17 protein-coding genes are annotated in these 21,564 nt (G+C 30.9%); 12 read left to right on the forward strand and 5 right to left on the reverse strand.

All coding sequences use genetic code 11. The features are described 5' to 3' along the window. Positions 1-111 precede the first annotated feature (111 nt). Positions 112-3,627, forward strand: a complete 3,516-nt coding sequence (locus tag K5V21_RS10990; RefSeq protein ID WP_307495374.1) for a S8 family peptidase — start codon at positions 112-114, stop codon at positions 3,625-3,627. Positions 3,628-3,660: 33 nt separating this feature from the next. Continuing rightward, positions 3,661-4,899, forward strand: coding sequence for a peptidoglycan-binding domain-containing protein (locus K5V21_RS10995; RefSeq protein WP_221861297.1), 1,239 nt, complete (start codon positions 3,661-3,663; stop codon positions 4,897-4,899). Positions 4,900-4,952: 53 nt separating this feature from the next. Here K5V21_RS10995 and K5V21_RS11000 read toward each other — a convergent pair whose 3' ends face one another. Further along, positions 4,953-6,017: a YkvI family membrane protein gene (locus K5V21_RS11000; RefSeq protein WP_221861298.1), complete on the reverse strand. Its 1,065-nt coding sequence runs from the start codon at positions 6,015-6,017 to the stop codon at positions 4,953-4,955. 138 nt (positions 6,018-6,155) lie between these two features. Here K5V21_RS11000 and K5V21_RS11005 point away from each other — a divergent pair, with 138 nt between their 5' ends. From K5V21_RS11005 to K5V21_RS11020, 4 genes are all read left to right on the forward strand, one after another. Next, positions 6,156-7,271 (forward strand): hypothetical protein, encoded by a 1,116-nt coding sequence (locus tag K5V21_RS11005; protein WP_221861299.1) that lies wholly within the window; start codon positions 6,156-6,158, stop codon positions 7,269-7,271. A gap of 62 nt (positions 7,272-7,333) precedes the next feature. Further along, on the forward strand, positions 7,334-8,275 hold the full coding sequence (locus K5V21_RS11010; RefSeq protein WP_221861300.1) for a TIGR01212 family radical SAM protein: 942 nt from the start codon (positions 7,334-7,336) through the stop codon (positions 8,273-8,275). Between the two features lie 74 nt (positions 8,276-8,349). Next, entirely contained in the window at positions 8,350-9,063 is a 714-nt protein-coding gene (locus K5V21_RS11015; protein WP_221861301.1) for a 2-phosphosulfolactate phosphatase family protein, read from the forward strand. A 43-nt stretch (positions 9,064-9,106) separates the two neighbouring features. Further along, positions 9,107-9,673: a DUF1643 domain-containing protein gene (locus K5V21_RS11020; protein ID WP_221861302.1), complete on the forward strand. Its 567-nt coding sequence runs from the start codon at positions 9,107-9,109 to the stop codon at positions 9,671-9,673. A 50-nt stretch (positions 9,674-9,723) separates the two neighbouring features. Here K5V21_RS11020 and rbr read toward each other — a convergent pair whose 3' ends face one another. Beyond that, positions 9,724-10,314: a rubrerythrin gene (gene rbr, locus K5V21_RS11025; RefSeq protein ID WP_221861303.1), complete on the reverse strand. Its 591-nt coding sequence runs from the start codon at positions 10,312-10,314 to the stop codon at positions 9,724-9,726. A 196-nt stretch (positions 10,315-10,510) separates the two neighbouring features. Beyond that, on the reverse strand, positions 10,511-11,689 hold the full coding sequence (locus K5V21_RS11030) for a class I SAM-dependent rRNA methyltransferase (protein ID WP_221861304.1): 1,179 nt from the start codon (positions 11,687-11,689) through the stop codon (positions 10,511-10,513). 147 nt (positions 11,690-11,836) lie between these two features. Between K5V21_RS11030 and K5V21_RS11035 the strand changes: the two genes are divergently transcribed. Then, on the forward strand, positions 11,837-13,072 hold the full coding sequence (locus K5V21_RS11035; protein ID WP_221861305.1) for an NAD(P)-dependent oxidoreductase: 1,236 nt from the start codon (positions 11,837-11,839) through the stop codon (positions 13,070-13,072). 128 nt (positions 13,073-13,200) lie between these two features. Here K5V21_RS11035 and K5V21_RS11040 read toward each other — a convergent pair whose 3' ends face one another. Together K5V21_RS11040 and K5V21_RS11045 are read right to left on the reverse strand one after the other, a co-directional pair. After that, positions 13,201-13,356 (reverse strand): hypothetical protein, encoded by a 156-nt coding sequence (locus K5V21_RS11040; RefSeq protein ID WP_204594141.1) that lies wholly within the window; start codon positions 13,354-13,356, stop codon positions 13,201-13,203. Positions 13,357-13,421: 65 nt separating this feature from the next. Beyond that, the gene (locus K5V21_RS11045) at positions 13,422-13,649 is read right to left on the reverse strand and encodes a (2Fe-2S)-binding protein (protein ID WP_221861306.1); all 228 of its coding nucleotides are present in this window, start codon (positions 13,647-13,649) and stop codon (positions 13,422-13,424) included. Between the two features lie 661 nt (positions 13,650-14,310). Between K5V21_RS11045 and ileS the strand changes: the two genes are divergently transcribed. The 5 genes from ileS to K5V21_RS11070 all read left to right on the forward strand — a co-directional run bounded on the left by ileS (position 14,311) and on the right by K5V21_RS11070 (position 21,491). Beyond that, positions 14,311-17,421, forward strand: a complete 3,111-nt coding sequence (ileS, locus tag K5V21_RS11050; protein WP_221861307.1) for an isoleucine--tRNA ligase — start codon at positions 14,311-14,313, stop codon at positions 17,419-17,421. Positions 17,422-17,585: 164 nt separating this feature from the next. Then, a complete protein-coding gene (locus K5V21_RS11055; protein ID WP_204594138.1) occupies positions 17,586-18,584 on the forward strand; it encodes a LacI family DNA-binding transcriptional regulator in 999 nt (332 codons plus the stop codon). A gap of 164 nt (positions 18,585-18,748) precedes the next feature. Further along, positions 18,749-19,210, forward strand: a complete 462-nt coding sequence (locus tag K5V21_RS11060) for a YbbN family protein (protein ID WP_204594137.1) — start codon at positions 18,749-18,751, stop codon at positions 19,208-19,210. 16 nt (positions 19,211-19,226) lie between these two features. After that, a complete protein-coding gene (locus K5V21_RS11065) occupies positions 19,227-20,627 on the forward strand; it encodes an MATE family efflux transporter (RefSeq protein WP_221861308.1) in 1,401 nt (466 codons plus the stop codon). Between the two features lie 168 nt (positions 20,628-20,795). Further along, entirely contained in the window at positions 20,796-21,491 is a 696-nt protein-coding gene (locus K5V21_RS11070; RefSeq protein WP_245000700.1) for a nitrite/sulfite reductase domain-containing protein, read from the forward strand. Positions 21,492-21,564: the final 73 nt, after the last annotated feature.

A 21,564-nucleotide genomic window follows, 5' to 3' on the forward strand; every position in this document is an offset into this window, starting at 1 on the left:
TATGGATGTACTTTCTTTTTATTTATATATGTTTTTACAGCACCTTTATCAAAAGTCATATACTTTCATACAATAAGTATATGATAAGAATAATCTCGAGGTGAATTAGAGGTGGAGAATAAGTTAGATACTTACTTAGAACTATATAGAGCATTAGGCAGGGATACAATTAATAAACTTAATTTATTTAAAGGGAATATGATTAATGGAGAAAATGCGATAGAAGTTATAATAATAAGTGGAGAAAGTGTGGATAGAATATCACAAATTGTGAATGGTATAGGCGGAAAATATGAAAGCCTGGGGTATGGGTATGGAATAGTGACCATATCTGTGGATAAAGTAGCTCAATTAGAAGATTTAGATGAAATACAATATATAGAATTACCTAAAGCTTTATATTTTTCGGATATAAACAGCAATAGAGCAGCTTGTATACCAGAAGCACAGTCCAGTTACAGTGTAGATGGAGAAGGTGTTGTTGTAGGATTTATAGATACTGGAATAGATTATATGCATCCTGCATTTAGAAATACTGATGGTACTACAAGAATAGAGTATATTTATGATTTAAGTTTAGGTGGAACTATATATAATAAAGCAACAATAAATGAGGCTATATTAAATGAAGATCCATCTAGTATAGTTCCATCAATTGATTTAGCAGAGCATGGAACTCATGTTGCGGGAATAGCGTGTGCTGGAGGACGAATTCCGGTAGCTAATTATGGGGTAGCACCTAAGAGTTCTATAATGATGGTAAAAGCAAATCGAGGAAGGTTCGCCCTTAGTACTCAAATATTAAGAGGACTTAAGTTTTTGGTCGATAGGAGCAAGGAACTTAAAATGCCTTTAGTTGTAAATATAAGTTTAAGCACTAATGATGGTGCACATAATGGTCAATCACTATTAGAAAAATATATAAGTACGGTCTGTGATTTGGAAAGAATAACTATAGTTATAGCAGCAGGTAATGAGGGTGATGCTTCACATCATGTTGGAGGAGAACTTAGAGGTGAGCAAACAATATCAATAAATATTGCAGATGATGAGCCATCTGTAGAATTAGCTTTATACCATGATATTTTGTCAGCGATAAATGTTCAAATAACAAATCCAACAGGTAGAGTAAGTGGAGCAATGAAAATAGGTCAAGGATTAAATGAAATTAATTTAGATGGAGATAGAATTGTATTTTATATGTCAGGACCCAAACCTTTTGATTTGCTTGGAGAAGTAGTTATAGCATTCATTTCAGGGGGAGAATATCTTATTGCAGGTGAGTGGAAAATAAGATTAAATGTTTTGAATGAGTATAGAGGAAATTATGATATATGGATGCCTGTATCAGAAGGACTTAATAAAAATACAAAGTTTTTAAGACCAACACTTTTTAATACATTAGGAATACCAGCAACAGTTAGTAATGTGATATCAGTTGGAAGTTATAATTATATAACTAATACTATATCGAGTTTTAGTGGAAGAGGAGCAATTGGAGATCCAGCATATACAAAACCAGAGCTTATAGCCCCTGGGGAAGGGATAATCTCATCCGTTCCTTATAATAATTTTGATGCTAAAACAGGGACTTCTATGGCAGCACCTCATGTTACAGGTATAGCTGCATTATTTATGCAATGGGGAATAGTAAAAGATAATGATAAATTCCTATATGGGGAACGGTTAAAGAATTATCTAGTTAGAGGAGCGAAAAGAGATAGACCAAGTGTAACCTATCCTAATCCTTTATGGGGATATGGAACCGTATGCGCATATAATGCACTTGAGATATTGAGGAATGAAGTAGGTTTACCTAGAGTTGAAAGAGGTCTTGAAGATCTAAATAGGCAAGAGATAAGGCGGAAAATAATTGAATATGCAGGCGATATTCAGAAAGCAATAGATGCATATCCAAATGCGAAAGTAATAATATTAGACGAAAATTTTGCAGTAATAACGGCACCTGATAATGAGATAGACAAAATAACGTCTGAAGTACCAGAGATTGTATTTGTAGAACAATCCCCGGTTTACACACTTAATGATATATCTCCAGTATATGCATCCAATTCACCAATTTTTCACAAAAATCCTTATCTCGGATTAAATGGGAGAGGCGTATTAGTAGGCATACTCGATACTGGGATTGATTATATGAATACAGAATTTACTAGAGAAGATAATAAAACGAGAATATTATCATTATGGGACCAAAGTATTATAGATGGAGTTACAGAAAGCTTTGCTCAATATGGAATAGTATATTCAGAAGAACAGATTAATAATGCAATAAGTGTGGGACTAGGTGGAGGAGATCCGTACTCTATTGTTAAAAGCAGGGATGAAATAGGACACGGAACTATGGTAGCAGGACTTGCTGGGGCAAGAGGAAAGAATCCTGAACTTGTAGGTGCAGCACCAGACTGTAGTTTTGTAATAGTAAAATTAAAGGAAGCATCCCAAGCATATTTAAGGAATTTTGGGGTAACTACACCAGGGGTTGGAAGATATGAAAATACAGATATGATATTAGCAATAAGATATATATTAAATGAAGCTAGAAGTAGAAATATGCCTGTTGTAATATATATTCCAGTTGGAACTAATATAGGATCTCATGATGGAACTTCTATTGTAGAGAGGTATATAGATGATATATCTAAGCGAAGAGGACTTGTTGTAGTTACAACAACAGGGAATCAAGGAGATGCAGATACACATACTGTATCCACTATAACAGCAACAGGAGATACAGCTACAATGGAGCTTAGGGTAGCTCCTAATCAAACAGAATTATACTTTGAGATATGGGCAAATAGTCCTGATAAAGTATCTTTATCGATAGTATCACCTTCTGGAGAAATTATAGAAAAAATACCAGCAAAATTGAATCAGACTGAGGAAATAAAGTTTGTTTTTGAGGGGACAAGGATGTTTATACAGTATTCAATTCCAGAAGAGCAAACAGGGGATGAGTTAATAATAATAAAAGCAGAAAACTTAAGAGAAGGAATATGGCAATTTAAATTAACAGGAGATTATATAGTTGATGGAAGATGTTATTCTTGGATACCTCAAAAGGATTTACTTCAAGAGGGTACAAGATTTTTAAACTCAAATCAATATACTACACTAACACTTCCATCAACAGCACGTAGAGCCATATCTGTTGCATATTATAATCAAAATAATAATGCTACAGTGGGAAAATCGGGGCGAGGATATACTAGGGATGGAAGAATAAAGCCGGATATAGCAGCAGGGGGAATAAATGCAGTAGTACTATCACCAGGCGGAGGTACTAAAGTTGCATCTGGGTCATCTATCGCAGGAGGGGTTGTTGCTGGATGTTGTGCCCAATTGCTTCAATGGGGAATAGTAGATGGAAATGATCCCACTATGTATTCTGTAAAGATGAAGACATACCTAACAAGGGGAGCTGGAAAGAGGGAAGGAGATGTATATCCAAATCGTGAATGGGGCTATGGAACCATTGATATGCAGGGTGTATTTAATAATATTAGAAGTAGGACTTATAGAAACGATATATATGATGAATTTTATGTAGGAAATTTATTTATAAGGAAACCAAATGATTTCACCAATGAAGATAAAAAGGCATAAATTATTTATAAAAGAAATATTAAGGAGCATTTTATGGCTGATAAAGGAAGTTTAAAAATTCAGTGTTTTAGTGGAGATGATTATATCCCTGTAGAGGGGTGTAAAGCGACTGTAACTCCCCAATATGGGACATCGACTCAGGTTCAATTAGTTACTGATTCCTCTGGACTTACTCAAACAATACGACTAGACGCGCCTCCGTTTGAGAATTCACAAAATCCTAATCAACAGGGCTTACCATATAGCTTATGCAATATAACAATTGAAAGAGATGGATTTCAACCATTCGTAGTTAATGGGTGTCAGATATTTCCTAGAGAAACAGCTTATCAAAAGTGTAATTTATCAGAGATATCTACAGCTAGAGCAAGCAGAGCAGAAATTATAAATATACCACCGAATAGACTTAATGGTAATTTCCCAAGAAAGATTCCTGAAGAGGTAGATAAGCCACTACCACCACCATCTAGTGGGGTAGTATTACCAAAGCCTGTTGTACCAGAATATATCATAGTTCATGAGGGTGGACCTAATGCACCTGGCAGAAATCATAGAGTTCTTTATAAGGACTATATCAAAAATGTTGCTTCAAGTGAAATATATTCAACATGGTCAAGTAATACAATAAGAGCTAATATATTTTGTATTATATCATTTACATTAAATAGAATTTACACAGAATGGTATAGATCAAAAGGTAAGAATTTTGATATTACTAATTCAACAGCTTATGATCATGCATTTAATTTTGGTCGTAATGTATATGAAAATATAGGCGATATAGTAGATGAAATTTTTTCAACATACGTAAGAAGAATAGGAAGAAAGCAACCGCTCTTAACTCAATATTGTGATGGAAAGAATGTTATTTGTCCAGAATGGCTTAGTCAATGGGGGAGTAAGGCGCTTGGAGATCAAGGGGTAGCTCCATATGATATATTAACTCGCTATTATGGAAGTAATATTGAGCTTACTACAGCGGAAATTGTTAAAGGAAGTCCTCAATCTTACCCAGGATATGACTTAACTGTTGGCTCAAGAGGAGAACCAGTTCGAGTAACACAAGAATATTTAAATAGAATAGCTAGAAATTATCCATTAATACCTAAAGTAGCTGAGGATGGTATATACGGAGAAAGTACGGCAGAGCAAGTAAGGGTATTCCAAGGTATATTTGGATTACCAAAAACAGGAGTAGTAGATTATAAAACATGGTATAAAATTTCAGAAATATATGTTGGAGTTACTAAAATAGCAGAACTTAATCAATAAGGTAAATGACCATTTCTATATTAAATAAGAAATGGTCATTTATCTGAAAAATATTAAGAATTTAATGTTTTTCTATTTTTAAAATAGAATATTAAGCATTGAGAAATAAAAATTAAGCTCAACATTCCAAATAGTGGGTATAAAGTCGATATAAGATTACCAAAGCCTATTTGTGATATTGGAAGTGCTATTAATAATACTAATAGTATCCCTTTTTTAAATCCTATCTTAAAGGTTTTTTCTAATGTTTTACTTATAGAATATACATCAGAAACCTCTGTTGAGAACATTTCTAAAAGTATAACCATAAGAAGAAGTGCTTGCAAGATTGTACTAAATCGTTTTGCTACAAATAATAACGGTATTTCAAGGGTGTAAATGTAGGGTTGATTTATTATAAGTAATAAATTTATCATTAGGCAAAGTAATGTAAGGCCTAATGCACCAAATACAACACCTAAAGACATAGTCTTAGTCTTCTTTATACTTGTACTTAATGGTACTAAAACACCACAACAACATAATATATTATAGCCTGCATAAAGAATTGTTGATACAGCAAGTCCACTTTCTTTTTTAGGTGTAAAGCTTAATATGTTTTCAAATGTTATAGCATCACGACAAAGTATAAAATAAAGTATCGTAATAGTTGATATCGTAAATATCAAGGTTGGAACTATGAAAGAGTTGACCTCTATTAATCCATTTGTACCTCTAAGTAAGAAGAATATAGAAACTGCAATCATAATTAAAGTACCAACTATTTTAGGAATTCCAAAAAATTGATTAATAAGTGCTCCGCTACCTGCAAGAATTATAGATGCACTTGATATTAAATAAATTGTTGTTATACCTCCTGTAATTTTCCCAAAAAAGTTTGGACTAATTTTATGAATAACATCTCCATAGGACTCTAGTTTATATTTGATACTTATTTTTGAAATTATAGTCCCCATTGCAATATAAAATAATCCACAAATAATTATAGATATAAAGCTTGCTATACCGAAAGATGTAAAAAATTGTGTTATTTCTTTTCCGGAAGCAAGACCAGCACCAACAACTGTTCCTATAAAAACAACTGCCACTTGAAATACTTTAATCCATTCTTTTTTCAAGATATACCTCCTTATAAATACTCTTAATATCAAATATACAAAGTATACTTAAGATTTATTCTATTTATAAGTGAATAAGGTAAATTTTCTAAGGAAAACTAATAGGAGATTAAGTAGCACTAAAGAGGAGTGAGTTTTTTGAAAAAGAAGAGATTATTTATAATATTTATAATATTTATTTTATGTATAGTTGGATGTAAGGCAAAAGAGGAAAAGGTTGAAGTACAGCAGAGATTCAATACTCAAATTGCAAAAGAAAAAGGGATTCAGTATATGGAGAGGCTTAAGGCAAGTGATATATCAGGAGCCAATGCTATATCGACTCCAGAACTTGCAGCTAGTAATAAGATAAAAGAGCTATCTAATATGCCTATTGTGGCTTTTCAGCCTGGAAATGTAACTGAGACTGGGATGAGTTCATATATTGTATTTTTTTGTTCTAGAACAAATGGCCATTTATCAGATGCAGATTTAGATATGGTAACTTTAAAGATAGTTAAGTCTGGAGAGGAGTATAAAGTTGCAGATGTTAAAAGTGATAATGTTAAAGAAGTATACCATGACAAGGATGAACTTAGGGTACTAACAAAGGGAACAGGAAGTAGTCAATTAATACTTAGATTAAAAGATTTGCCTTTAGAAATTTATCCAAAGGGGCAAATACCGGTTATAAAAAAAGTTACTGTACCAAAAGATAGATATTCTGCAATAGGGATAAGTTATAAGGGTAGCAATATAGCAATAAGTACAACGGATGGAAAAAATAGTTTTATTGGAGTTGCTATTATTGAAGAGGCTAGTATTGAAAGTAGTGCAAGAGTATCAGATGAAAGAGTAGCACAAGACGGAAATGCTGGTGGCGGAAGTAGTACTGGTGGTGGATTAAATGAAAATGCGTTAAAAAAAGCATTAGAAAAGCCTATTGCACAAAAAATATCTGCATATGATGTTTTAGAAGATAGTCAAGTTAAAAGAATGATGTTTAATGAAGAAGAAGGTTTTTTAATAGTTCAATACGCAAAGGTGAATGGAACGTCATTAGGACTAAAGATATACAAAAACCCTGAAGGAGACTTGTTGCCAATAGAATTTGATAAAATATTCCCAATAGATAAATATAATATTGAATATGTAAAGGCAACAAAAAATAATATTATAATTAATGTTACAGCAGGAGACAAAGGTAATGCATCTCAAGAAATCCTTGGAAATTATGAAATAGATTTAGTAAAAGAAACCATTGAAAAAATGTAATAGGAAATAAAATTTCACTTATGATATTATAGTATAAAAGAGAAATAACAATGGAGGAAATCATGGTGAAAGAATGGAATGGAAAAAGATATCACAGCTTAAACTATTTCCTAAGAAATAAATTTGACGAAAAAGTATTTAAAATATCGTTAGATGGAGGATTTTCTTGTCCAAATAGAGATGGAACTATAAGTATAGGTGGTTGCCTTTTCTGTAGTGAAAGTGGGTCAGGAGATTATGCTGGAAATAGAGTTTTATCAATAGATAAGCAATTTTGTGATATAAAAGAGATGATGAATAAAAAGTGGAAAGAAGGTAAGTATATTGCCTATTTTCAAGCTTTTACAAATACATATGCACCAGTCGAAGAGCTTAGAAGAAAGTATGAAGAAGCTATAAGCCAAGAAGGTGTAGTTGCACTTGCTATTGCAACTAGACCAGACTGTTTGGGTGATGATGTATTAGATTTATTAGAAGAGATAAATAAAGATATATATGTTTGGGTAGAACTTGGACTTCAAACTGTATCTGATGAGACAGCAAGAAAAATAAATAGAGGATATAAATTAGAAGTATATGAAGATGCTATAAAAAGATTAAAGGAAAGAAATATCGATTTTGTAACTCATTGTATATTTGGACTTCCTGGTGAAACAAAAGAAGATATGCTAAAGAGTGTAGACTATATAGCACATTCAGGATCAAAAGGAATTAAATTTCATCTTCTACATTTAATGAAGAATACTCCTATGGTTAAGTTATATGAAAGAGGAGAGCTTGAATTTGTATCACAGGATGATTATATAGACTTAATATGTAAGTCCATAGCTATAATTCCAGAAGATATGATAGTTCATAGATTAACTGGAGATGCACCAAGGGATCTTTTAATAGGGCCTATATGGAGCCTTAAAAAGTGGGAGATATTAAATGCTATAGATAAAGCTTTAATAGACAATGAGATATATCAAGGAAAAGAATTTAGGGAAACTAATGATAAATAATTAAATATATTTTTATAACATAAAAAGCCCTTAGGGGTTTTTTGTGTTATATAGATTTAAAGTGGAGGCGTTTTATGAATATAGATATTATTATTTCAGCAGATCATATAGAAGAGAATTTATTAAGGGATAAGGTCGTAGTTGTTATTGATATGCTTAGAGCAACAAGTGTTATAACAACTGCATTTATGAATGGATGTAAGGAAGTAATACCTTACTTAACTGTTGAAGAAGCAAGAGAGAAAAGCACAGAATTTAAAAGTGGACAATGTGTCCTTGGGGGGGAAAGAAAAGCAGTTAAAATAGAAGGCTTTGATTTATCAAACTCTCCTTTAGAATATACAGAGGACGTAGTTAAAGGTAAAACAGTAATAATGACAACAACAAATGGTACTAGAACACTAACAGAATGTTCTAAGGCTAAAAGAGTATTGGTTGGAGCTATGATTAATGGAAAAGCGGTAGCTAAAAAATTAATAGAGCTTGGAGATGATGTTGTTATAGTAAATGCAGGAACAAATGGACAATTTTCAATGGATGACTTCATATGTGCAGGATATATGATTAATAAGATGCTTAAGATGAGTTCTAAACTATATCTTACTGATATAGCTAAAACTGCAAATTATATATATGAAAATAATACCGGAATAGAGAGTTTTATAAAGAATGCAAGACATTATGGAGTAATGGAAGATTTAAACCTTATGGATGATATCTTATATTGTATGAAAAAAAATATTACTGATATTGTTCCAGAATATAAAGATGGACATATTATAGAATAAATTAACCCTATAAAGGGTAGTAAGAATTTTTGAGGGGAAAGGTATGGGTAGGTGTAAGTATCCTAAGTGTATCAAAAAAAATAATATAAAAGTGTTAGAAGACTCTTCTGAAAGCAATTGTTATAAAATAAGTATTGATGTTTCAAGTGAGGGGGATACCATACTTATAATTTCTAATTATCCTAAAAGAATAGATAGTAGAGGATGTAGTAAAACTTTTAAGAAAATATTGAAATACCTTAATGAAAAATCTTATAAAAGCTTTATAAATGGAGTAAATAAGATAGTTATAGCTAATTTATTTTCAGCATATGAAGTTGATATAAGGGATGAAAATTATACAGAAAACTTATATATAAACAATGATATTATTAAAGAATGTATAAGTGAGAGTGATATAATAATTGCTGCATGGGGAGAGCCTTGCATTACAAATAAAAAGGTTTACAGAGACAGAGTTAAAGATATATTAGAATTAATAAGAGATGGATTTTTAGATTCTAATTCTAAAAAACAATTTTTAAGAGTTGGGGATTTAACTAAGTTTGGATATCCAAAGAACTGTTTAGCATGGGAATTTAAAGAAGAGCTGAATCCTTTCTATAATTAAAAAAGCTACCCTAAATTAGGGTAGCTTCTTTAATTAAATATATTTATATTTTAGTAGTTTTCTACAAATAATTCAAAGTATGATTGAGGGTGTAAGCAAGCTGGACACTTAACTGGAGCTTCAGCACCTTCAAATATGAATCCACAGTTTCCACATTTCCATAAAGTTTCAGCTGAGTCTCTCTTAAATACTTTTCCATTTTCTATGTTTGCAGCTAATTTTCTGTATCTAGTTTCATGTGCTATTTCTGCTTTAGCAATCATTCTAAATGCAGCAGCAACTTCAGGGAATCCTTCTTCTTCAGCTACTTTAGCAAATGTAGGATAAAGATTTGAGTTTTCATCATGTTCACCTTCAGCTGCAAAGATTAAGTTTGTCTTTGTATCAGCAGGTAATTCTACTGGATATGATGCATTGATTTCAATTCCTTCTCCTTGGAAATCATCCTTTAAGAATTTATAGAATCTCTTAGCATGTTCTTTTTCATTTTCAGCAGTTTCCATGAAGATATTTGATATTTGGTGATAACCTTCTTTTAATGCTGCACTAGCAAAATAAGTATATCTTGTTCTAGCTTGACATTCCCCTGCGAAAGATTTCATTAAATTTTCAGCTGTTTTTGTTCCTTTTAAACTTTTCATAACTAACTCCTCCTTAAATATGTACAATTAATATTAACGGATAATCATTTTCCGAAAAAATCTTATGAATTAATTATACCCCGATAAAAGCCTATAATCAATTAACATACTGTTAACAAAATCGTTGTTATTATAATTATCTATTAAAAATATGTAATTATTAAAAATTGTAAATATTAATCATGAATATAATTTATTAAACTACTTGGAACACAAAGAATTTTAGATAATATGATTCATCAGAATTCCAAAGTATTGGGTGATCTGATGATTGAGTTCTAAACTCTATTTGTCTTAATGTTCTATGTGAATCATGCGCAGCTTCAGCAATTGTAGATTTTAGTAAATCTTCTGCCATGTAGTGAGAGCATGAGCATGTAACAAAATAACCACCCGGTTTAACCATTTTTAATCCTCTAAGGTTAATTTCCTTATAGCCTCTTTTTGCACCACTTATTGTATCTCTTGATTTTGTAAAGGCTGGAGGGTCCAATATTACAACATCAAATTTTCTTCCTTCTTTTGACCAAGAAGATAATACATCAAAAGCGTTATGACATTCAAATTTAACTGTATCTTGAAGTCCATTAAGTTCAGCATTTCTAGTTGCACAATCAACTGCATGCTGTGATACATCAATACCAAGTACTGACTTTGCTCCAGCTATTCCAGCATTTAATGCAAATGATCCAGTATGAGTAAAGCAATCTAGAACATCTTTTCCTTTGCAAATTCTATGTATTGCAGCTCTATTTTCTTTTTGGTCTAAGAAGAAACCAGTCTTTTGACCATTTTCTAAATCTACAATATATTTAACTCCGTTTTCTATAATTTGAATATTAGTATCAAAAGGTTCTGTTAAAAATCCTTTAGTCTGTTCTAACCCTTCTATTTCTCTAGTTTTAAGGTCGCTTCTTTCGTAAACACCTTTAGCATTATATTCTTCAACTAATATTTTTGTTACTATATCTCTGTATTTATCCATACCTAAAGTAGAAATTTGTATTACGTAATAGTCTTCAAATTTATCAACTGTAAGTCCTGGAAGGAAATCAGCCTCTCCAAATATAAATCTACAAGATGATGTATCAATTACAGTTTTTCTATAATCCCATGCAGCTTTAAATCTTTTTTTGAAGAATTCTTCATTTATTTCTTCGTCTATGTCTCTTGTCATTATTCTTATAGCAATTTTACTTGCATCATTTATGTATCCTTTACCTATAAAGAAATGTTTGTGGTTATAAACTTCAACTATGTCTCCATTTTGGTATTCACCATCATATTCTTTAATTTCATCTGTATATATCCATGGTCTGCCTTGTTCAGCTTTTGCCTTTTTGCTTAACTTTTCTAAGTAGAATTTACTAGCCATTTAATTGTAGCTCCCTTCAAATTAATTCTTTTAAGATTATAACACAACTTTTTTAATGTTATTCCAATAAAAATAACTTGTTTTTTTATCGTATTGATAATATATTATAAAAAAGATTTACTGAAGAATAGTTTTTAGGAGGACGTTATGAATTTATTTTTAAATGAAGAAGCAAATAGATGTTTATTATGTAAAAAACCAAGATGCAAAGAGTTTTGTCCTATAAGTACTCCGATTCCAGAAATTATAGAACTTTATAGAGAAGGCAAACTTAATGAGGCAGGAGAGATATTATTCCAAAATAATCCTCTTTCAGCTGTGTGCGCTATAGTTTGTCCACACGAAGATCAGTGTGCAGGACATTGTATAAGGGGGATTAAAGGTGAACCAATTCACTTTTATGAAATGGAAGAAGAAATATCAAAAGATTACTTAAATAATGTTAAGTTTGAGAAGCCGGTAGCTAATAGGGATAGAATTGCAATAATTGGTGGAGGGCCAGCTGGAATAACTATTGCATTTACATTAGCAAAGAGAGGGTTCAAAGTTACTATATTTGAAGCGCATGAAAAAATAGGTGGAGTTTTAAGATATGGGATACCTGAATATAGACTTCCAAATACAATGGTTGATAAAATCGCAGAAAAGCTACAGGAATTAGGAGTTCAAATAAGACCTAACATAATGATAGGACCAGTTATTACATTAGATAGATTATTTGAAGATGGATATAAATCAGTATTTATAGGAACTGGTGTATGGAATGCTAAGAAGTTAAATATAAAAGGTGAAACTCTTGGAAATGTTCATTATGCTATAGATTATTTAAAAGCACCAAATGTCTATAATCTAGGCGATACTGTATGTGTTATTGGCGCTGGAAATGTTGCTATGGATGCTGCTAGAACAGCTAAGAGAAATGGCGCAAAAAATGTATATGTAGTATATAGAAAGCATTTCGATCAAATGACAGCAACAAAGAAAGAAATAGAAGAAGCTAAAGAAGATAATGTAGAGTTTAAATTATTTAGAGCTCCAGTTGAGATATTAGAAGATGGTATTAAGGTAGTTAAAACTGAAAATATAGAAGTTGATGGAAGGATTCAAACTAAAACATTAGACGGTCAAGAAGAAATAATACCATGTGATTCAACAATAATAGCTGTAAGTCAGGAGCCAAGATCAGTTATTGTTTCAAGTACGACAAGATTAGAAACAAATAAGTGGGGACTTGTTATAACAGATGAAGAAGGTCATACAACAAGAGAAGGTGTATTCGCTTCAGGCGATGTTGTTACAGGGGCTAAAACTGTTGTTCAAGCGGTTGCTCATGCAAAGCATGTTGCAGATGCAATGGAAAGATATTGTGAAGAGAACAAATAAAAGTATATATAATAAGCTATGATAAGTTTAAGTTTTAATTTTAAATTATAGCAATAAATTATATTTAATATTTAAAAATATAATAATAAATAAAAGGATATAGCAAATGCTATATCCTTTTATAATTCTTATTTTTCAGTATTTTTAGCTGGATTTTTATTTGTAGAAGTCCACTCATTATTTCCTTCAGTTTTTTCTTTATGACAATCAGATGAAAAACCTTGAGATTCTACTGGAGTTGAAATCCATTGGTTATTAGTTGCAGTTTTTTCATTTTTATTCATAATAAACGCCTCCTTTTTTATAACACTATTAGTTTTAGCATTATAAAAAATTTAATCCGAGGAATTTATTTGTATTCACCATTTTCAAATTGCTCTATTAAACCTTGAATCTTAAATACACATCTAGCGCCGCCACAGCATCCAGTTCCAGCACCAGTTTCTTTTTTAACATCCTCCATATTTCTAGCACCATTTCTTATAGCATCCTTTATAGTAGCTCTATTAATAGCCTTACACACACATACTTTAGTTAATTTATCCATTATTTCTGGATTTGCATTGTTATTTTCCATAGTTACTCCTCCTAATATTAAGTAATTTATATCTTAAATTTTCAACTAAATTTCATATTTATTTTTCTATAAGACAATTTAATCATTCTTTAATATAAAAATCAATACTAAGTAATAAAAATTATTATTTAAATTGAGAAAATTTATAAATTTATGTTTAATTGACTTTTTTAGGGGCATAATATATAATGTTTTTAATAAAGACAATGATTAGGAAAAGTAGTTAATAGACTTGCTTAAAGAGAGTAGCTGTTTGGTGAGAAGCTATAGTAAATATTAATGAAAATCACCTAGGAGTCGGTAGCCTAACGGTAATAAATTTACTTACTAAGTTAACCCGTAATCTTGCGTTAAAAGATAGAGTATGTTAGTACTTGAATCTCACAATATCAAGTTAAATAGTAAAGGAGAAAATTTACTATTATAAAAGTGTTGGTGTTTTATTAATACTATTGATTATTGTATTACCATGGGTGGTATAGCGAGTTATTTACTTCGTCCTATAGTTTGGATGAGGTTTTTTTATATTTAAAAAGAAATTATAAAGTGTCATATATAGTATTAAATATTTTAATTAATAAAATACAAAAGATATTATAAGATGCTTATATATATAAATATTTTAACAAAAATAAATATATAGTAAGAAAGGAGTTTTGACATGTACAAAAAAGTAGAACTTACAAATGGATTTGTAGGTATGGAAAATGAAGTTGCTGACCTTTGGAAAGCAAGAAATGTAATCAAGAAAAATTTTGACATGAATCAAGATGGTGAATATTTCACATTTTATGATGGACCTCCAACAGCAAATGGAAGACCTCACGTAGGACATATCTTAACAAGAGTTATGAAGGATATTATCCCAAGATATAAAGTAATGAAGGGATATAAAGTTATAAGAAAAGCAGGTTGGGATACTCATGGATTACCAGTTGAACTTGAAATTGAAAAGAAACTTGGAATTTCAGGTAAAGAACAAATCGAAGAGTATGGTGTTGAAAAATTCGTTAAAGAATGTAAAGAAAGTGTTTTCACATATGTTAACATGTGGGAAAAAATGACTGATAAAATAGGATACTGGGTAGATATGGAAGATCCATATGTAACATACCATAATCCATATATTGAATCAGTATGGTGGGCATTAAAGCAAATGTGGAATAAAGATCTTTTATACAAAGGTCACAAAGTTATGCCATATTGCCCAAGATGTGGAACAGGACTTTCATCACATGAAGTATCTCAAGGATACAAAGATGTTAAAGACTTAACTGCAGTTGCTAAGTTTAAAGTTTCAGGAGAAGAGAACAAATACATACTTGCATGGACAACAACTCCTTGGACATTACCTTCAAATGTAGCTTTATGTTTAAATAAATCATATGATTACATCGAAGCTAAGGTAGGAGATGAAACTTATATTTTAGCTAAAGAATTAGCTCCAAAGGTTCTTGGAGAAGACTACGAAGTAGTTAAAGAATTTAAGGGTGCAGATCTTCTAGGAATGAAGTATGAGCAGTTATTACCATTCCATACTCCAGAAGGAAGGGCATTTGAAGTAATCCACGGAGACTTCGTAACACTTTCAGACGGTACTGGAATAGTTCATATAGCACCAGCTTATGGTGAAGATGATAGCTTAGTTGCAAAGAAAAATGGAATGGCATTTATAAACTTAGTTGATGCTGCTGGATGCTTTACTGAAGAAGTAACTCCATGGGCTGGCAAGTTTGTTAAGAAGTGCGACCAACAAATTTGTGATTACCTAGAAGCTGAAAATAAATTATTTAAATCAGAAAAACATACTCACTCATATCCACATTGTTGGAGATGTGATACACCACTTCTTTACTATCCAAAAGATAGCTGGTTTGTCGCTATGACAACTTTAAGAGATAAGTTATTAGAAAATAATGATAAGATTAACTGGTTACCGGATAACATTAGAACTGGTAGATTTGGTAAGTTCTTAGAGAATGTTATTGACTGGGGTATTTCAAGAGACAGATACTGGGGTACACCACTTCCAATATGGGAATGTGAATGCGGACATAGAGAATGTATTGGAAGCATATCAGAACTAAAAGAAAAGGGAATCGATGTTCCTGATGATATAGAATTACACAAACCATTTATAGATAAGATTGATTTAACTTGTGAACACTGTGGAAAGAAGATGAAGAGAACTCATGAAGTTATTGACTGTTGGTTCGATTCAGGATCAATGCCATTTGCTCAACTTCACTATCCATTTGAAAATAAAGAGTTATTCGATCAAAACTTCCCAGCTCAATTTATATCAGAAGCTGTTGATCAAACAAGAGGATGGTTCTATACATTACTTGCAATTTCAACTGCAATATTTGATAGAAATCCATTTGAGAATTGTATAGTTTTAGGTCACGTTCTTGATAAAAAGGGATTAAAGATGAGTAAGTCAAAGGGTAATGTTGTAGATCCATTTGATGTACTTGATTCACAAGGTGCTGATGCTACAAGATGGCATTTCTATACTGCAAGTGCACCATGGCTTCCAACTAGATTCTCAATAGATGATGTTGCAGAAGCTTCAAGAAAGTTCTTAAGCACATTATGGAATGTATATTCATTCTACGTGTTATATGCAGATTTAGATAAGTTCAATCCAAGCAAATATGCTGATTTTGAATCAGATAATGTAATGGATAAATGGATATTATCAAAATTAAATACATTAATTAAGACAGTAGAAGATGGATTAGATGAGTATGATATAACAAAATCAGCTCTTGCTATTGAAGATTTTACAGATGAGTTATCAAACTGGTATGTAAGAAGAAATAGATCAAGATTCTGGTCATCAGAATTAACTGATGATAAGATTGGAGCGTATGTAACACTAAACAAAGTACTTGTTACTTTAGCTAAAGTTGCTGCACCATTTGTTCCATTTATAACAGAAGAAATCTATCAAAATTTAGTAGTTAACTTAGATCCTGCTGCACCAGAAAGTATTCATTTATGTGGATGGCCAAAAGTTAATGAAAAAGCTATAGATAAAGATTTAGAAAAAGATATGGATTTAGCCTACACAATAGTTAAATTAGGAAGAAGTGCTAGAAATGGAGCTAATGTTAAGAATAGACAGCCACTTTCAAAGATACTTGTATCTACAACATCACTTCCAAACTATTATGGTGATATCATAGCAAATGAGCTTAACATCAAGGAAATAGAATTTGGAGCAGACCTTTCAAAGTATGTTAACTTTGAAATTAAGCCTAACCTACCTGTTTTAGGAAGAGCTTATGGTAAGTTAATACCAGGAATAAGAAAAGAAATTGCTTCAAGAAACCAAATGGAATTAGCTCAAAAGATTCAAAATGGTGGAGTTGAAGTTATAAACGTTCAAGGAACTGAAATAGAGCTTAACTCAGATAGTATCCTAGTAACAATGCAAGGTCTAGATGGATTTGCATTTGCAGGTGAAGGAGATACTGGAGTAGTTTTAGATACTCATATTACAGAAGAATTAAGAGAAGAAGGTCACGTAAGAGAAATTATATCAAAAATTCAAAATATGAGAAAAGAAAAAGGTTTCGAGGTTGCGGATAATATAACACTTTATGTTGCAAATAACGACATGTTAATTGATGTTATAAAGAAATTTGATGATACTATTAAGAAGGAAACTTTAACTAAGAATATAGTATTTAATGGCGAATTTGATTATACAGAAGTAACAATAAATGGCGAAACGTTAGATATGACAGTGGAAGTTGTTAGATAAAATTTTCTTAAGACTAGGAATCGTAAAGATTTCTAGTCTTTTTTAAGAATTAATATATATTTACATAAATTTTAGGAAAACTATAATTAAAGAAGGTATTTTATTGAAATAAGGCGAATATATTAGTATAATAAATTATCAAATATGATTAGGAGTGATAAATTATGGCTACTTCTATTAAAGATGTTGCTAGAGAAGCGGGCGTTTCAATTGCTACGGTTTCTAGAGTTTTAAATGACATAGATGTTGTAAACGAGGACACAAAGAAAAAAGTTTTAGATGCAATAAAGAAATTAGGATATAGACCAAACATAGTAGCAAGAAGTTTAAAGACACAAAGAACAAAGACAATCGGAATATTAATACCAGACATATCAAGCCAATTCTATCCAGAGATAGTTAGAGGAGCTGAAGACGTATCTAATATATATGATTATAATATAATACTTGGAAATTCAGATTTTGATGTAGAAAAAGAAAAAGAGTACTTAAGAGTATTAAAAGAAAAAATGGTAGATGGAGTTATTTACATGAGTAGCTCTCTTCAAGATGAAATTTTAGATTTAATAAATGAATTAGATTTAAAAACAATTCTTGTTGAAACTAAAGATAAGGAAGGAAAACTTCCAAGTGTAACTATAGATAACATAGATGCAGCTTATGAAGGAACAAAGTACTTATTAAATAAAGGTTTAAAGAACATAGCGTTTATCGGAGTTAAGAAAGATGAGATGAATGCATGGAGCGATAGATATGTAGGTTTCGAAAAAGCTATGAAAGAATCAGGTGTAGCTATTAATAACGAATTAATTCATTTAGCAGACCTTAAAGTTAGCAGTGGATATAAGGCAGCTGAAGGTTATGTGAAATTAGGCAAAAAAGTAGACGGTATAGTTTGTGCAACTGATGAGCTTGCAATGGGAGCAATAAACGGATTAAGAGATAATGGGGTAAGTGTACCAGAAGATGTTAGTGTTATTGGATTTAATAATAACTATGTTGGAGAAATATTCTATCCAAAACTTACTACTGTTGGTCAACCAAGTTATGATATGGGATCAGTTGCTATGAGAATGTTAATAAAACTTCTTAATAAGCAAGAGCTAGAGCAAGCACATTATGTATTACCACATAATATAATTGAAAGAAATAGCGTAAAATAACAGAAATTATAAAGATAGCTTCATTAGAAATTTTTAATGGAGCTATTTTTAATTTGGAATATTTATCCTTAGTTTGCAATGTATTTTTAATTTTTATAAGGCAACAATTATATTTTATTTATGATATAGTATATCTATGAAAAGACTATAAAGGAGGAGTATTTTTGAAGAAAAAACAAATAATAATTATTAGTATTATTATTGCTATTGTAGTTATAGCTGCGAGTACTTTCGCTATTATTCACATAAATAATAAAAATAAATATGATGCTATAAAATATGGTAGAGCTGAATTTGTAACAAGTATGAAGGATATAAATAAGGATTTGCCAACAATAATACTATTTAAAAGTTCACTTGTAGAAAATAGTGTTAAAGCTGAGAGAAATTTAAAGCTTCTACATGATGAATATGGTAGTCAATTTAATATAGTACATGCTAATTCAGATGCTTTAGATAATGAAGAAGCAGTAGAACTTGCAAAAAAGTATCAAGTTACAGGAGTACCAACATTAGTAGCATTAGATAGAGATGGTGATTTCATAGAGAAGAAATCAGATATTTCTTCAATGAATGGAATTAAAGGTATGCTCAAAGATATGGGCGTAGATATAGAGAATAAATAAATATAAGGGGTATAAAATGAATAAACAAAAAAGATTGGGAGAAGAAAAAATTTCAAAATTACTATTAACATTTTCAATACCTGCAATTGTAGGTATGATGGTTAATACTTTATACAATATAATTGATAGAATGTACATAGGTAATATTGAAGGTGTTGGACAATTGGCTATAACTGGTGTGGGAATAACTATGCCGATAATGACTATAATATTAGCCTTTGGGATGTTAGTTGGAATAGGAACAGCCGCTAGAGTATCATTAAAGCTTGGGCAGCATGATAAGAAAGCTGCAGAAAAACATTTAGGTAATGCATTTACTTTAATAATTATAATTAGTATTGTGATTACTATTGTTGGTCTTATATTTTTAGATCCAATACTTAATGTTTTTGGGGCAAGTGAAAATACAGAAATTTATGCAAGGCAATATATGCAAATAATATTTATTGGAACGATTGTAAATATGCTAAGCTTTGGGCTCAATCACTCAATTAGAAGTGATGGAAGTCCTAAAATTGCTATGTTATCAATGTTAATTGGAGCAATTACTAACATAATATTAGATCCAATATTCATATTTGCTCTAGATATGGGTGTTAGGGGAGCAGCTATTGCTACAGTAATTTCTCAAGTATTAACAACAATTTGGATACTTCAGTATTTTACTAGAGGTAAAAGTATTATAAAGCTTAGAGTAGAGAATTTAATGTTAGAGAAATCTACTATTATTAGTATATTCTCAATAGGTATGAGTCCTTTTAGTATGCAACTTGCAGCAAGTATTGTTCAGGTTCTTGCAAATAATTCATTAAAAGAATATGGCGGAGATTTAGCCATTGGTGCTATGACTATAATATCAAGTATTTCTATGATTTTCTTAATGCCTATCTTCGGTATAAACCAAGGGTCACAGCCTATAATAGGATATAATTATGGTGCTGGTAAATATCATAGAGTAAAAGAGACTGTTAAATATGGAGCAATAGCTGCGACGATAATCGTTGTTTTAGGATGGATTGCAATACAATTTGCACCTCATTTATTAATAAGAATATTTAATAATGATCCAGAGCTTGTTTCTATAGCGACTACAGGAATAAGAATATATCTATTTATGTTACCTGTTATTGGATTCCAAGTAATAAGTTCAAATTACTTCCAATCAGTAGGTAAGGCAAAAATATCAATGTTCTTAAGTTTATTAAGGCAAGTTATTCTTTTAATTCCATGCCTTGTAATCCTTCCAAATATTCCGGGATTAAATGGAGAAGTTCTTGGACTTACAGGAATATGGCTTTCAGGGGCAATAAGTGATGCACTTTCATCATTAATTACAGGGATTATATTCTATAATTCAGTAAAGAAATTAAAAGAAATAGTAACCGTGGATGGTAAAGAAGAATTAGAGCTATGTTAATATAAATTAGATATTAATTGCCATAGTAAATATATGGTGATTAATATCTTTTTTTTATTTTTGTAACTTTGGTTACAACTTAATTTAGAAGGGTAATATATAATAAGATTATAAAATGGAATTATTATAGTTTATTTAAATAGATATTTTAAAAGAGGAGGAGAACTTATGAGCGATATAAAAAATACAGTTCCTAATATGCCTACTATGGTAAGTGGAGCGCATCATGGCAATCTTCAAAAGATTAGAAATGGTAGAAGGACTTTTGGTATAACACCTCATATTCCAGGAGGGTTTATAACTATAGAAACTCTAGAGAAGATAACAAAAGTTGCAAAGAAGTATAATGGAGTAATTAAAATAACATCAGGGCAAAGATTATTAATAACAAATCTTGAAGGTGATGATTTGCCTAAGATTTGGGAAGAGCTTGGAATGGAACCGGCTGTAAAAAAGCAAAATACAGTTAAAAATGTTGAAATGTGTCCAGCTGGATATTGCAAAAGGTCTAAATTTAATACAATAGGAACAGGAATGAAGCTTTCAAAGAAGTATCAATATATGGAAGTCCCTTGTAGAACTAAAATTGGAGTAGCGGGATGTAGAAATGCATGTGGTGGTGTATATTCAAAAGATGTTGGAGTTATAGCTGATAAGACAGGGTTTCTTGTAACTGCTGGTGGATCAGCAGGACATAATCCGAGGATGGCAGATATAATCATACAAGATGTAGATGAAAAGGAAGCTATGAAAATAGTAGATAAAATTTTTGGAATCTATAAAGAAGAAGGTATGCCAGGAGAAAAACTTGGTGATTATATAGACAGGATTGGACTAAAAGAATTTAAAGATAAAGTATTATAAAAAAAGGACTATAGAAATATTTAAAAAATATAATTATTTCTATAGTCTTTTTTAAGATAAATTATAATTTATA

This window comes from Clostridium sardiniense, assembly GCF_019753795.1.
Taxonomy (GTDB): Bacteria; Bacillota; Clostridia; order Clostridiales; family Clostridiaceae; genus Clostridium; species Clostridium sardiniense.

What these genes read in the sequence shown, in the direction of transcription:
- K5V21_RS11020 (WP_221861302.1), top strand. Translation starts at nt 9,107, where the DNA reads ATGGGTAGGTGTAAGTATCCTAAGTGTATCAAAAAAAATAATATAAAA.
- K5V21_RS11035 (WP_221861305.1), top strand. Translation starts at nt 11,837, where the DNA reads ATGAATTTATTTTTAAATGAAGAAGCAAATAGATGTTTATTATGTAAA.
- ileS (WP_221861307.1), top strand. Translation starts at nt 14,311, where the DNA reads ATGTACAAAAAAGTAGAACTTACAAATGGATTTGTAGGTATGGAAAAT.
- K5V21_RS10995 (WP_221861297.1), top strand. Translation starts at nt 3,661, where the DNA reads ATGGCTGATAAAGGAAGTTTAAAAATTCAGTGTTTTAGTGGAGATGAT.
- rbr (WP_221861303.1), bottom strand. Translation starts at nt 10,314, where the DNA reads ATGAAAAGTTTAAAAGGAACAAAAACAGCTGAAAATTTAATGAAATCT.
- K5V21_RS11055 (WP_204594138.1), top strand. Translation starts at nt 17,586, where the DNA reads ATGGCTACTTCTATTAAAGATGTTGCTAGAGAAGCGGGCGTTTCAATT.
- K5V21_RS11065 (WP_221861308.1), top strand. Translation starts at nt 19,227, where the DNA reads ATGAATAAACAAAAAAGATTGGGAGAAGAAAAAATTTCAAAATTACTA.
- K5V21_RS11045 (WP_221861306.1), bottom strand. Translation starts at nt 13,649, where the DNA reads ATGGAAAATAACAATGCAAATCCAGAAATAATGGATAAATTAACTAAA.
- K5V21_RS11070 (WP_245000700.1), top strand. Translation starts at nt 20,796, where the DNA reads ATGAGCGATATAAAAAATACAGTTCCTAATATGCCTACTATGGTAAGT.
- K5V21_RS11030 (WP_221861304.1), bottom strand. Translation starts at nt 11,689, where the DNA reads ATGGCTAGTAAATTCTACTTAGAAAAGTTAAGCAAAAAGGCAAAAGCT.
- K5V21_RS11010 (WP_221861300.1), top strand. Translation starts at nt 7,334, where the DNA reads ATGGTGAAAGAATGGAATGGAAAAAGATATCACAGCTTAAACTATTTC.
- K5V21_RS11015 (WP_221861301.1), top strand. Translation starts at nt 8,350, where the DNA reads ATGAATATAGATATTATTATTTCAGCAGATCATATAGAAGAGAATTTA.
- K5V21_RS11040 (WP_204594141.1), bottom strand. Translation starts at nt 13,356, where the DNA reads ATGAATAAAAATGAAAAAACTGCAACTAATAACCAATGGATTTCAACT.